At 41.3% G+C, this 12,297-nt stretch carries 13 protein-coding genes; 9 read left to right on the top strand and 4 right to left on the bottom strand.

The window, feature by feature from the left end; all coding sequences use genetic code 11:
• The first annotated feature begins 172 nt into the window (after nucleotides 1-172).
• On the top strand, nucleotides 173-493 hold the full coding sequence (locus ABJN95_RS12815) for a hypothetical protein (protein WP_348370805.1): 321 nt from the start codon (nucleotides 173-175) through the stop codon (nucleotides 491-493).
• A gap of 123 nt (nucleotides 494-616) precedes the next feature.
• Nucleotides 617-1,468 (top strand): DMT family transporter, encoded by an 852-nt coding sequence (locus ABJN95_RS12810; protein ID WP_348370804.1) that lies wholly within the window; start codon nucleotides 617-619, stop codon nucleotides 1,466-1,468.
• A gap of 70 nt (nucleotides 1,469-1,538) precedes the next feature.
• Here the strand turns inward: ABJN95_RS12810 and ABJN95_RS12805 are convergent, their stop codons facing one another.
• Nucleotides 1,539-2,768 (bottom strand): multidrug effflux MFS transporter, encoded by a 1,230-nt coding sequence (locus tag ABJN95_RS12805; protein ID WP_348370803.1) that lies wholly within the window; start codon nucleotides 2,766-2,768, stop codon nucleotides 1,539-1,541.
• 158 nt (nucleotides 2,769-2,926) lie between these two features.
• On the opposite strand from ABJN95_RS12805, the gene ABJN95_RS12800 reads away from it, so the two are divergent.
• The 3 genes from ABJN95_RS12800 (at nucleotide 2,927) to ABJN95_RS12790 (ending at nucleotide 5,553) form a co-directional block, all read left to right on the top strand.
• Complete coding sequence (locus ABJN95_RS12800) at nucleotides 2,927-3,697, top strand: TerC family protein (protein ID WP_348370802.1); 771 nt, start codon at nucleotides 2,927-2,929, stop codon at nucleotides 3,695-3,697.
• A gap of 135 nt (nucleotides 3,698-3,832) precedes the next feature.
• Complete coding sequence (locus ABJN95_RS12795) at nucleotides 3,833-4,345, top strand: TlpA disulfide reductase family protein (RefSeq protein WP_348370801.1); 513 nt, start codon at nucleotides 3,833-3,835, stop codon at nucleotides 4,343-4,345.
• Nucleotides 4,345-5,553, top strand: a complete 1,209-nt coding sequence (locus ABJN95_RS12790; RefSeq protein ID WP_348370800.1) for a hypothetical protein — start codon at nucleotides 4,345-4,347, stop codon at nucleotides 5,551-5,553. The genes ABJN95_RS12795 and ABJN95_RS12790 overlap by 1 nt, the downstream gene beginning before the upstream one ends.
• A 32-nt stretch (nucleotides 5,554-5,585) precedes the next feature.
• On the opposite strand, the gene ABJN95_RS12785 is transcribed toward ABJN95_RS12790, so the two are convergent.
• Nucleotides 5,586-6,098, bottom strand: a complete 513-nt coding sequence (locus tag ABJN95_RS12785) for a DUF350 domain-containing protein (protein WP_348370799.1) — start codon at nucleotides 6,096-6,098, stop codon at nucleotides 5,586-5,588.
• Between the two features lie 2 nt (nucleotides 6,099-6,100).
• Nucleotides 6,101-7,030, bottom strand: a complete 930-nt coding sequence (locus ABJN95_RS12780) for a hypothetical protein (protein ID WP_348370798.1) — start codon at nucleotides 7,028-7,030, stop codon at nucleotides 6,101-6,103.
• 371 nt (nucleotides 7,031-7,401) lie between these two features.
• On the opposite strand from ABJN95_RS12780, the gene ABJN95_RS12775 reads away from it, so the two are divergent.
• The 4 genes from ABJN95_RS12775 to ABJN95_RS12760 all read left to right on the top strand — a co-directional run bounded on the left by ABJN95_RS12775 (nucleotide 7,402) and on the right by ABJN95_RS12760 (nucleotide 11,266).
• Nucleotides 7,402-8,283: a DUF1080 domain-containing protein gene (locus ABJN95_RS12775; RefSeq protein WP_348370797.1), complete on the top strand. Its 882-nt coding sequence runs from the start codon at nucleotides 7,402-7,404 to the stop codon at nucleotides 8,281-8,283.
• A 21-nt stretch (nucleotides 8,284-8,304) separates the two neighbouring features.
• Nucleotides 8,305-8,667: a cupin domain-containing protein gene (locus ABJN95_RS12770; RefSeq protein WP_348370796.1), complete on the top strand. Its 363-nt coding sequence runs from the start codon at nucleotides 8,305-8,307 to the stop codon at nucleotides 8,665-8,667.
• Nucleotides 8,668-8,816: 149 nt separating this feature from the next.
• Nucleotides 8,817-10,484, top strand: a complete 1,668-nt coding sequence (locus tag ABJN95_RS12765) for a tetratricopeptide repeat protein (protein ID WP_348370795.1) — start codon at nucleotides 8,817-8,819, stop codon at nucleotides 10,482-10,484.
• Nucleotides 10,485-10,504: 20 nt separating this feature from the next.
• A complete protein-coding gene (locus ABJN95_RS12760) occupies nucleotides 10,505-11,266 on the top strand; it encodes an SDR family oxidoreductase (protein ID WP_348370794.1) in 762 nt (253 codons plus the stop codon).
• A gap of 12 nt (nucleotides 11,267-11,278) precedes the next feature.
• Here ABJN95_RS12760 and ABJN95_RS12755 read toward each other — a convergent pair whose 3' ends face one another.
• Entirely contained in the window at nucleotides 11,279-12,283 is a 1,005-nt protein-coding gene (locus ABJN95_RS12755; protein WP_348370793.1) for an alpha/beta hydrolase, read from the bottom strand.
• Between the last annotated feature and the right edge of the window lie 14 nt (nucleotides 12,284-12,297).

Here is a 12,297-nt window from a genome sequence, read left to right as displayed (position 1 = left end):
CAAATTAAGAAGGATAGCACCTAAAAGCAAATTTAAACCTCTTAAACTTAAATAGAATATCAATTTATTGTTAAAGTCTGGTTTTATGGGAGTTACCTACGTCTTTATATTGTTATTTTTCGTAACTTATAGTACCCCTTGGTATTATGTACAATCTTTAAACCCTGCTGCAATGAACTCTGACCTAATAGAAGTTGAAAAAGGTGCGCTGGTTATGCGATTAGAGCGCAATCAAAAAGATCTACGTCAATTAAAGAGCAAACTCAATTCCTACATCTGCGAACCGAGAACCTATAGTTTGTTCGAACGTATTGAATCGCTTAGAAGCGGACTCGAAACCCTAAACGATGCGAATACCCAAATCATTCGCTCTTTAAAGAGTCGGAAGAAATCGGTAGAGGCCTATGTCGAAAGCGCTAGAGAGCAACTGGTAAAGTTTAACCAGTTACAGCAAAGTGTGGAAGATTATGTTGCCAGTGCTCGCAATTGTTGAACTCGTTCGTCTATTTTTTTAAGGGTAGGTTACCTAACCCATATTAGTCGCATTTTGTTGCGACTTTTGTTTTTCCATACGCTACATATTCGGTTATCTTTGTAACAGTATTAATTCAGCCTTTTGAACCTAAAGAAAGCCATCTTGTTCATGGTGCTTAGCACCATTGCCTTTACAGGCATGAACGGACTCCTCAAATACCTTACGGATTATAGTGGACCCCAGCTGGTCTTTTTTAGATCTATCGGTTCGTTGTTTTTTACATTCGGCTTTCTTCTAAGCAGGGGTATACCCATACTCGGTACTAATCGGAAGCTTTTGATCACAAGGGGCGTATTCGGATCTACTTCCATGCTATTGTTTTTTATAGCCGTTCATTATATCCCCATTGGTTCGGCTGTTGCTTTACGCTATATTGCTCCAATCTTCGCCGCGGTATTCGCTATTCTGCTTTTAAAGGAAAATGTACGCCCCATACAATGGCTGTTTTTCGTACTTTCTTTTTTAGGAGTATTGGTTTTAAAAGGCTTTGACAACAGTATTCCCCTTATTGGTTTGATACTGGTGCTGTTGGCTTCGGTTTTTAGTGGATTGGTCTATGTCGTTATTCGAAAGATTGGTCTGAGTGAACATCCGGTGGTGATCGTAAACTACTTCATGTGTATCGCCATGATAATTGGGGGGGTATTGTCAATTTTCTATTGGAAAACTCCAAATTTCACAGATCTACTATTGTTGTTGAGTCTAGGGGTTTTTGGCTATTTTGGCCAGCTATTCATGACCAAGGCCTTTCAACTAGGAGAAACGAATATTATCGCTCCCATCAAATATGTAGAAGTGGTTTTTGCCATACTTGTTGGTGTCGGCTTTTTGGGTGAAACCTATACCATATGGAGTATTGTCGGAATGGCTATGATTATCGGAGGCTTGCTCCTCAATCTAGGGTTTAAGCAATGGCTGGTCAATCGCAAATAAGAGAGCGAGGTTCGCAACGTTTTCGTAATCAAAACCTAGGTTCTTTGTCTTGGTTTGAAATTCCAAGGCACTAGCTCTTAGCGCTAAGCCCAGGTGTTGCGATCTTCTTTTTCTCGGCAACCTTCAGATAGACCAAAATCAGTAAAGACAAAAATGCGCAAACGAAAAAACCCAAGAAGAGGGGTAGTACCGAGTCATCGACAAAGCTACCGATGTAGGTGCTAATCGGAACAGACATCAAAGTAGAAATGAAGCCAGTAATGGCCGCTCCTATACCAGCGATATGCCCAATAGGCTGCATGGCTGCAGACCTAAGATTTCCAAAAAGGAAACTGATGGAAAAGAACTGGGCCGCCAAAAACAATAAAAGGATTTCGATACTAGGGTTGCTTTTACCAAAGAATAGTATGACATAGCTCAATGAAATTAGGAAAAAGGAAATCAAAAAGACGGTGATCAATTTCTTCATGCCAAATTTAAGTACGAAGCTGCCGTTTAAAAAAGTGGCCGCACCAATCGAAATTGCTAGCCCCGCAAAGATATAGGGAAACTCTTCTTTAAGTCCGTATTGTTCTTGAAATACCTGTTGGGCCGTACTCAGGTAGACCAGAAAAGAACCCACTATAAATCCTGAGATAAACGTGTAGCCCATGGTTTGTTTGTATTTCAAAAGCTCACGCAAACCGTCGGTAAAAATATGAGCGCTAAACTTTACAGTATTTTCTTCTCGTAGGGTTTCTGGTTGACGTTTCCAAAACCATATACCCACCAGCATCGCGAATACAATTTGCACATAAAAAATGGCCTGCCAGTTGTAGGCATCTAAAATCAGTTTGCCAAGAGCAGGGGCAATGACCGGTACCAATAGAAAAACCACAGTTACAAATGACATAACCCGTGCCATATGATCTCCACTATAGGTGTCGCGTATAATGGCAATACTAATCGTACGAGGTGCTGAAAGGGCGATGCCCTGCAAAACACGACCAATAATTAAAACCGTTAAATTCTGGGCAAAGACACACATGAAGCTCGATAGTATAAAGAGAAAGAACCCCATATACACTACCGGCTTACGACCGATACTATCTGAAATGGGTCCGAATACCAGAGGCCCGATTCCGAGGCCTAAAAAGATCATGATAATAATCTGCTGGTTATCTGCCACCGAAACACTTCCAACTGAAAACCCTATGATATCAAGTGCTGGTAAGAGGGCATCGATGGCCAAGGCAACAGTGGCCATGAGGGAGGCCATGAGTGCAACAAATTCGACCTGTGGAATGTGCTTTTTAAACATCCCGCAAAAGTAAAACAAAAAGGAAGAAAGGCGAACCCAGTTGCAAACAATTTACCTCTTCAATAGCTTGAACAAGAGTGCATCGAAACCAGTTCAATTTTATGAATTCCATTATATTTGGCATTTTTAAAATAAACACCAAATAAACCCCAATAGTTATGGAAGGTCTTTTTACCATCGACAATTTTATCACATTAGCCATGCTTACGCTTTTACAAGCGGTTTTAGGTCTAGACAACCTACTGTACATTTCACTTGAATCGAAACGTGCACCAGAAGAAAAACAGAGTCGGGTGCGTACCATCGGTATTGGTATGGCGATCGTATTGCGTATTGTGCTCTTGTTTGTGCTCATTCGCGTAATCGCCTATTTTCAAGATCCCATTTTCGGTTTTGATTTTACCGATATTTTAGAGGGTCATTTCAATATTCATAGTTTGATTGTTTTGGCGGGAGGTGTTTTTATCATGTATACTGCTGTTAAGGAAATCTGGCATATGTTGAGTTTGGAAGAAGCGCACGGTTCACATGACGCAAAACCAAAGAGTATCAATATGATCATATTCTCAATTGTCATCATGAACATCGTTTTCTCCTTTGATTCTATACTGAGCGCCATGGCACTTACCAATGTATTCTGGGTAATGGCAACTGCCATTATTATTGGTGGGATTTTGATGATTTGGCTGTCGGGTCGCGTAACGACTTTCTTAAAAAAGAATAGAATGTATGAAGTATTGGGGCTATTTATCCTTTTTATAGTCGGTATTATGTTGTTATCTGAAGGCGGGCACTTGGCTCATCTAAAGCTCTTTGGCAATGAAGTCACACCGATGAGTAAAACCACCTTCTACTTCGTGATTGTAGTCTTGGTGGTGATCGACATTATACAATCAAAATACCAAAAGAAGCTTTCGAGAAATCTATAATTGAAATACTAGCATTAGAAGAATCAATTGCTTTGAGAAGTGGTTTTAATTGCTGGTAATTTTTGGTACTTTCGAACTGGCAAGGTCGCCAAAACAATCAAAAACCCTATCTGATTCAGCACGTATTGAAAACCTATGAAACAAAAATCAATTCTTTTCGCTCTCTGCCTTCTAACGTTTTGTACATGCAAAGAAGGACCTAAAGAAGCGGTGCAAAAGGAAAGCGTGGTAAGCGCACCACCTGTAGAGCTTGAACCAAGAAGCACCTTTGAAGATCTCGACGGCAACCCGATTGAACTTTCCGATTATACAGGAAAAAAGGTCCTCCTCAACTTTTGGGCTACCTGGTGTAGGCCTTGTATTGAAGAAATGCCTGCACTCTTGAAAGCGGAAGCTGCACTACAAAATGACAACTATGTTTTTCTATTGGCATCAGATCAATCTATGGAAAAAATCAAGGCCTTTAAAGAAAAGAAAGACTTCGATTTCAACTATGTAAAATTTAACGGAGCAATGGCCGATTTTGCCATAAACGCCCTACCAGCAACTTTTATCTATAATGAGGCAGGTAAAGAGATACTACGTATTGATGGTGCTACCGATTGGGATACTCCTGAAATCATTAACAAGCTAAAGGCCATTCAATAATGCGATACGTAGTATGTATGTTCTTTTCAATTGTGCTGTTCCCTGGCTGTACCCAGAAGACCAAAAAGAAAGTCGATCCGATTACATTCGTGGCTTCCCCTGTCGGCGCGAATAGTTCACTCCCTTTTTTATATGCCAATGAAGATAAAACCCTCCTTTCTTGGGTGGAGAAAGTAGGGGATAGCCTAACCGAACTGAAATATGCTGAGCTGGTAAATGGTGAATGGCAAAAACCGCAGGCCATACTACAAGGCTCGGATTGGTTTGTGAATTGGGCTGATTTTCCGGCAATCGCAGAGCAGAATGGTAACTTGCTTTCCCATGTGTTAAAAAAATCTTCAGCGGGCACCTATTCTTATGATGTAAAATTGAATCTGCGTCAGGCCGGAGCATCACAATGGCAAACAAATCTGCCCTTGCACACCGATGGCACACCCACAGAACACGGATTCGTAACCGCCTTACCTTATAAAGAAGGCTTCTTTATCACCTGGTTAGATGGTCGAAATACAATGGAAGATGAACACGGCAATCGTGGGGCGATGACTATACGGGCGGCCGAGGTTTCTCCATCGGGCGAAATACAAAATGAAGCGGAACTTGATAATCGTGCCTGCGATTGTTGTCAAACAACAGCTGCAATTACCACCAACGGACCAGTAGTGGTCTACCGTGATCGTTCAGATACGGAAGTACGCGATATGAGTATTGTACGTTGGGAAAATGGCAGCTGGTCGGCTCCAAAAACGATTTATGCTGACGGATGGAAAATAAATGGTTGTCCTGTAAACGGACCCAAGGCCGCGGTACTCGAGCATATTTTGGCGGTGGCGTGGTTTAGCGGGGCCAATGAAAGGCCCAAGGTGCAGTTGGTATTTTCCGAAGATGATGGTGTCAATTTTAGTCAACCAATCCTAGTCAGCGAAACCAAGGCTATTGGAAGAGTTGATGTGGTACTCTTGGATAAGGAGACGGCCATAGTAAGCTGGATGGAAGCCGACGGAGAAAAAGCATACCTCAAAGCCGTTAAGGTGCATGCTGATGGAACGCAAGGGAGCCCGCTTGTACTAAGTGAGCTGTTTAGTTCTCGTCAGTCAGGTTTTCCACAAATGGAATTGATAGGTGACCAAGTACTTTTTGCTTGGACTGATATTTCGAAAAAGCTGCGTGAAGTAAAAACCGCACTTGTGCCGGTTGAAACATTCTAAGCTCGCATAGACGTAGCCTTAAAAAGCAAGGCTCAATTGTATTGAATAAACTCAGGTTGCGGTAAAAAGGTTTCTAGAAGAAATATTAGACTATCCGCAGATATTAGGGTAATTGAAATAAGAATACTCACCAAAAGAATAGATACCGATAAGTTATTTTGTTTCAATTGCTCCACTTCTTTGATATGTTTGGTCATTGTTTTTACCAATAGAAAGGAACTAATTTGTATTGTTGAAATTGCCAAAAACCCTACAAACAAACACATCGAAGAGTATTTTAAAACTTCTACAAACAGGTTTCCCTCTGAATGTATTTTGATGAGCTGTATCGCATTGATAATGGAAGGTATGATGCCGCTTAACAAATAGCCAACGCTAAAAATAATACCAGAAAAGAAGATACTTAGTGCTAGATTATCATTGTTAAATTCACTTTCTTCAAGTTTAAATAGTTTAATTAATATTTTATAAGAGATAAAAAAGATAACAATCGCCAAAATTATGGAGATCATTATTTGGATGAGCGCGAGATAAAACAATTCCATATTTATAGTTGTTGGTTATGAATTAAGACAAAGGTCCAATAGCTAATATTAGAAACATCATTTGGAAGATAGCCAATAGGGCATCCTCTTGCCGTGGTTTCAACAAAATAGTATTTTTTATTTTTTAGAGTTTTGTATTTTCCGGTAGACGGAATATTTAAACCGATTACAGAATGCAAGTATTTTTCACTATTTAGTATAGCAACATCATAATTAAATCTTGAAAGTAGGGTATAAATCAACAAGGTTCTGGTGTCGCAATCTGCCCTTAAGCTAGAGACAAATTCTGCAGGTGCCAAAACCCCCAATTTTATATGACTAAAACAGGGTTGTACATCTGATTTCTTACATTCATCTGATAGTAGTAGACTATACGGTATGTCTTGGATAGCAGAAATAATGAGCTCTGCAAAATCTCTTCTACTCATATTCTTTTCTTTCTGATAGTTATAGAAAGCAAGTGACAATTCTTCGACCAAAGGGGTATCATGATCTACTACATATTTATAAAAAATCCCCCAAGAAAAACTAGGCGTAATTGCAAAAGCATTTCGATTTTTATGAGCGTTTAAAACAGCTTCATATTGAACTTTAAAAGGCAAACTGTGTTTTTGTTTATTAAAATCTCTCCAGGTTTGTTGACTTAAATAGTATTTGGAATTTCCGGTATCTGTACTATCGGTTACTAGTTGAACCGTTTCATCTGTTCCTTCTGTTTCGACCACACTTAATGTGAAACCATCTCGATGTATTAAACCCAGGGAAACTATGGCAAAGACTGCTATTCCCACGCCTAATTTTAATATTTCAACAAACAGTACCGATGAAGATGTTTTTTGTTGGGTGAATTTTTTTGCTCTTTTTGTAAAATAGTTCGCCAGCAGCAATACTAGTGCAATTAAGCCTAGTATCAGATAGCTATTTAAGCGCATATGAGTGGCGCTAGTAATCAATACTATAGCAATTAGTAGAATCGCTAAAATGGATAAGCAGGTGGTAAATAGTCTGTAAATGACAAGAAGAAAACGATTAAGAACTTTTTGTATACCCACTTGTTAAAAGTACTAAAAACATTAGCGCGAAGTCAAGCGAACTAGTAAAGTTAGACGTTCGGAGGAAAGAAAACTGCAGGAGTGCATCCCCTGAAAGCACAGGAAAAAAATCTTCTCCAGCGCTAAAGACCAACCAGGCGCATTCTGAGTAGGGTAGCAGGGCTCGAATGCCACTAGGCAAAAAGTTAGAACAGCGGTTGAAGCTCAATAAAATTAATCCTATCTTTTGTTCTCATTAAAAAGGTACGAATATGAATCGCAATACTTTTAAACATTTCATCGCTATTCTTAGTTTAGCTGTTTTCGGTATGCTCCTCTGCATTTCCTGCAAAGAACAACCCAAACACGATAATACAGAAGAATGGCTTTCACTATTCGATGGGGCTAACTATGGGGATTGGACGCCGAAGTTCGCGGGCTATGAATTGGGGGTTAACCATAAAAACAGATTTGTCTATGAAGACAGTCTGCTACGCGTTCGGTATGCCGAAAAAGATACTTTTAAGGGCAATTTTGGCCACTTGTACTACAAGCAAAAATTCTCACACTATAAGCTTAGAGCTACCTACCGTTTTGTTGGTGAACAGATGACCAATGGTCCCGCTTGGGCCTTTCGCAATAATGGTTTGATGCTGCATTGCCAGGAGCCATCGACACTGGGGCTCGATCAAGATTTTCCGATTTCCTTAGAATTGCAGCTTTTGGGAGGTGGAGGCACCGACGACCGCACCACTGCAAATTTATGTACCCCAGGTACGAATGTGGTAATGGGCGACTCTTTGTTTCGACCACATTGCATTGGTTCTAGCTCCAAAACCTATCATGGAGATCAATGGGTAGAAGTTGAAGCTCTGGTACTTGGAGATTCTTTGGTGCAACATATCATGGAAGGTCAGGTGGTACTAGAATTCAATAAACCCACCATTGGAGGCGGCAACATTGGCGGATATAACGAAAACGCCTACGAAGAAGGAAAGCCTTTGAAAGAAGGCTATATTTCGATTCAGGCAGAAACACACCCCATTGATTTTAAAGCTATCGAATTACTCGATTTGTGTGGTTGCATGGATAAGAAGGCCAAAAACTACAAGGACTATTATGTGAAAGCTGACAATAGCAGCTGCGTATACTAACAACAAATTTAGAGCATAGGTATGGTAAATAAAATACATTGGAATGATGTGCCCACGGAGCAAGTTGCCCCCAAAATGCAACGGAAACTAGTGTATGGTGAAAAGGTAATGATAGCCCGAATGCAATTTCAAGACGGGTTTCTAGTGCCCTTGCACCAGCATGAAAACGAACAGATTACCCAAGTGATTTCAGGCACCATCCGCTTTTGGTTCGGGGCGAATAAAGAGCAAGAATTGGATTTGCAGGCTGGGGAGTCTGTGGTCATTCCTGCCCATCTGCCTCACGAAGCATTGATGATCGGCGATGTAGAAGAAATCGATACTTGGGCCCCCATTCGAAAAGATTGGTTAGACGGAACGGACGATTACCTTCGAAAATCGTAGGTTTCAAACCAATGACACCCTAAGCCCATTCAAGGCCTAGAAACTACACCTCAGTACAGAAATGCAACAACTGAGTATGTTTTTTAAGGATAGTCTTTGGCCTCTAAGCATCTTTGTGTCATTCTATTAACCATCAAAAAATGACCAAAATGAAATCTGTATCCCTTTATTTTACAAGCTTATTAACAACTGCGCTGTTCTTTTTCGCCAGTGCTGCAAGTTTCGCTCAAGAGACCATAACCGCTACGGCCTGGCAAGAAGATTTAAAATTCCTTCAACAAACCGTACATAAAGAGTACCCGTTCTTGTTCAAGAAAGTGACGGCAAAGAAATTTGATGGGGAGGTAGAAAAGCTCCATGCTCAAATTCCGACTCTAGAACCACACGAAATTAAAGTGGGGCTTACTCGAATAGTCTCCATGTTCGCGTACGGACATACACAAATTCCGTTCAGCACACTTGCCAAAGAGGCCGTATTGCCGCTAAACCTCTACCATTTTGAGGACGGCATCTATGTAGAGGGCGTTCAGAAAGGAAACGAAAAGGCTTTGGGCGCCAAATTACTAAAGATAGGTGACACGCCCGTAGAAGAAGCCTTAAAAGCGATACGCCCAGTGGTTCCGGTAGAGAACGATCAATATTTTAAGGCCTACGGACTTCGGTTTCTAACGGTGCCCAGTGTACTGCATGCGCAAGGGGTCATTTCGGCATTGGTAGAAACGATACCGCTAACCCTTGAAAAAAACGGGACCACTTTTGAACATACTTTTACTTCCGTACCCTTATCTGAAGTATCGAGAGATTATGGTTTTACCATTCCTAATGCGCAATGGCTGAGTGTGCGTGATCAAGCTGTGACACCTTTGTATTTAAAGCATTTGAATGAGAAGTTCTATTTTTTTGAATACCTGGCAGACACTAAAACGATGTACGTACGACAGAGCTCGGTTTTTAGCGACGAGAAAGAATCTTTAGCTGATTTTTATACCCGTCTTTTTGAATTCATAGATAAGAATGAAGTGGAGAAGTTGGTATACGATGTTCGACTGAACGGGGGAGGTAATAACTACAACAACAAGGCCTTGATCAAGGGCATTATGGCCCGTCCGAAGATCAACCAACGGGGCAAGTTTTTCTATATCATTGGGCGCAATACCTTTTCGGCCTGTCAAAACCTGACGAATGAAATAGAAAATTATACCGAGGCCATCATCGTTGGCGAACCTACAGCAGAGAATAAAAACTTTTACGGTGACACAAGAAAAGTGACCTTGCCAAACTCCACCATCAATGCCTATTTGTCTTTCGCATGGTGGCAAGACATGGCCCCTTGGGAGGAGAGTGAATGGACCATACCGCATATCGCCAAGACCATGACTTTTAATGATTATGTAAGCAACCAAGACCCGGTCTTGGATGCGGCTATGAATTACACCGAAACGGGTTTTATTTTAGACCCTATGAACCATCTTACCCAATTATTTATAGCGGGTAAATACGAAGCCGTAAAAAGTGCGGGTATGCAGATAGCGAACGACCCCAGATACAAGTATTACGACTTTCAAGAAGAATTTAGCAGAGCCGGCTTTCGACTGCTTAATGGCGGAGACACCGCAGCGGGAATATTTATATTGCAATCGGTTGTCGACTTCTATCCTGAATCAGTGGGTGCCTTATTCAATCTAGCCTCAGCTCAAGAACAAGCAAAGCAGTTTGATGGAGCAAAGAAAAACTTACAGAAGATAATCGATTTAGAACCGAATACGATGACTGGGCGGTCGGCAAAAAACAAACTCGAAAATTTGAATAAGCAATAGGCATTTCATACCTTTTTGAAATGACCAAGATTGACCTTGCAGATACAACCATATTGCTTACCGGCGCTTCCGATGGCATAGGCAAAGGGCTTGCCGAATACCTACTCGAAATGGGTGCCAAGCTGGCCGTACATTATAATTCTAACCGAGCGTCTGCTGAGCGTCTTGTTGTCAAATATCCGCATACAGCGGTGGCCTTTCAGGCAGACCTGTCTGATGAAGACCAGGTGATTTCCCTCTTTGAAAAGGTGGTTGGGCATTTTAAAAAGATCGATACGGTCATATTGAATGCCGGTGTCTTTCTACCGCATTCGGTAACACTAGATACTCAAGATTGGTTGGCAGTTTGGAAAGAAACGATGTCGATTAACCTCGATGCCGTGGGCTTAATGACTAAATTGGGGCTTGACCATTTTCTAAAAAGGGGAGAGGGTCGCTTTGTTTATATGGGGAGTAGGGCCGCTTTTCGTGGAGAGACTGAAGAATTTTTGGCCTATGCCGCTTCTAAAGGCGGATTGACCTCATTAGCGCGTAGTGTCGCACGATCATTTGGTAAACAAAATATCAAATCTTTTGTCGTTTCTCCCGGATTTACCCGAACCCAAATGGCGGAACGCTTTATTGAAATGCATGGGGAAGAACGGGTGTTGAATGAAATTGCCCTCAACGAACTGACAAAGCCAAAAGACCTAGCACCATTGGTAGCACTTATGTGCAGCGGTGCTATGGATCACGCTACGGGGGCTACCATTGATGTGAATGCGGGAAGTCATATTCGGTAATGGGTTAAAGTTTTAGATTTTAGGTTTTAACTGGGTCAGGAGTAGCTTAAGATGATTTCTGATCAAGGAAAAATGACCTTCATTTTCCAAAATATGAAGTTCTGAATCGGGTAGTATTTTGTGAAGGTACATACCCCTGTATTTTGGAGTCATCTTATCTTCGCTGCCATACCAAAGATTGATATGTGTAGAAATGTCCTCTAGGGGAAATCCCCAGTCATCAACGTACATTTTCCATTCCTGTATTACAGCCGCTGTTCCATTTTTATAAGCCTCCTGACTACCTTGAATAAAGGAGATACCATACTGGGGCTTCTCCGTTAACAATTTACTATCGGGCTTTGGTAGATAGCGTTGCAGTTGGCGGAGCCTTTTTTCAGGACTTTCTTTTAGGGTTTTATGCTCAGATGTAATAAACTTCCGAAGGTAGTTATCGGTTTTGGCCGCCGCGAACCAATGCATTAATTTTACAGGAAACCACATGCCTCTCAATTTTCCTTTATAGGTATGCGGTGCTGTTCCTGATACGATGGTGACCCGCTCTAATCGGTGGGGAAAAGCATAGGCACATGCCAGAACGTGGGGCGCACCGCCCGATAAACCAAAAACAGAGAATTTTTCTAATTTGAGGCTATCAGCCAGTTCTGCAACATCTTTGCTCCAGTTCAAAAAGGTTCTCTCTTTCTGAAAAGATGAAAGTCCGATGCCAGGACGATCTGGGGCAATGATCCGCAACGCTAAGGCTGCTGCGATACTATCCATAAAATTGCTAGACAACCTACTTTCTTGTCCTCCATGAAAATAAAGAACCGGAAATCCAAGAGGGTCACCATATTCGGCATACCCCAAGATTCTTCCATCAGCTAAAGATACCGTATGTTCAGTGTGTATCGTATAGCGACTGCTACTAAAGACTTCTGATGACATGGTTGGCGGAGCGGTTAGAATGTATACTAAGGCTACAATCGCAAGGATAAGGAGAACGCCTCCCACCTTTAGTTTTGATGATCTTTTCATGATAGTTTTGATGA

The organism is Maribacter sp. (assembly GCF_039974175.1).
Lineage (GTDB): Bacteria > Bacteroidota > Bacteroidia > Flavobacteriales > Flavobacteriaceae > Maribacter_C.
This window is presented reverse-complemented; position numbering and strand designations above follow the sequence as displayed.

What these genes read in the sequence shown, in the direction of transcription:
- ABJN95_RS12775 (WP_348370797.1), top strand. Translation starts at nt 7,402, where the DNA reads ATGAATCGCAATACTTTTAAACATTTCATCGCTATTCTTAGTTTAGCT.
- ABJN95_RS12755 (WP_348370793.1), bottom strand. Translation starts at nt 12,283, where the DNA reads ATGAAAAGATCATCAAAACTAAAGGTGGGAGGCGTTCTCCTTATCCTT.
- ABJN95_RS12760 (WP_348370794.1), top strand. Translation starts at nt 10,505, where the DNA reads ATGACCAAGATTGACCTTGCAGATACAACCATATTGCTTACCGGCGCT.
- ABJN95_RS12765 (WP_348370795.1), top strand. Translation starts at nt 8,817, where the DNA reads ATGAAATCTGTATCCCTTTATTTTACAAGCTTATTAACAACTGCGCTG.
- ABJN95_RS12785 (WP_348370799.1), bottom strand. Translation starts at nt 6,098, where the DNA reads ATGGAATTGTTTTATCTCGCGCTCATCCAAATAATGATCTCCATAATT.
- ABJN95_RS12780 (WP_348370798.1), bottom strand. Translation starts at nt 7,030, where the DNA reads ATGCGCTTAAATAGCTATCTGATACTAGGCTTAATTGCACTAGTATTG.
- ABJN95_RS12795 (WP_348370801.1), top strand. Translation starts at nt 3,833, where the DNA reads ATGAAACAAAAATCAATTCTTTTCGCTCTCTGCCTTCTAACGTTTTGT.
- ABJN95_RS12790 (WP_348370800.1), top strand. Translation starts at nt 4,345, where the DNA reads ATGCGATACGTAGTATGTATGTTCTTTTCAATTGTGCTGTTCCCTGGC.
- ABJN95_RS12770 (WP_348370796.1), top strand. Translation starts at nt 8,305, where the DNA reads ATGGTAAATAAAATACATTGGAATGATGTGCCCACGGAGCAAGTTGCC.
- ABJN95_RS12800 (WP_348370802.1), top strand. Translation starts at nt 2,927, where the DNA reads ATGGAAGGTCTTTTTACCATCGACAATTTTATCACATTAGCCATGCTT.
- ABJN95_RS12805 (WP_348370803.1), bottom strand. Translation starts at nt 2,768, where the DNA reads ATGTTTAAAAAGCACATTCCACAGGTCGAATTTGTTGCACTCATGGCC.
- ABJN95_RS12815 (WP_348370805.1), top strand. Translation starts at nt 173, where the DNA reads ATGAACTCTGACCTAATAGAAGTTGAAAAAGGTGCGCTGGTTATGCGA.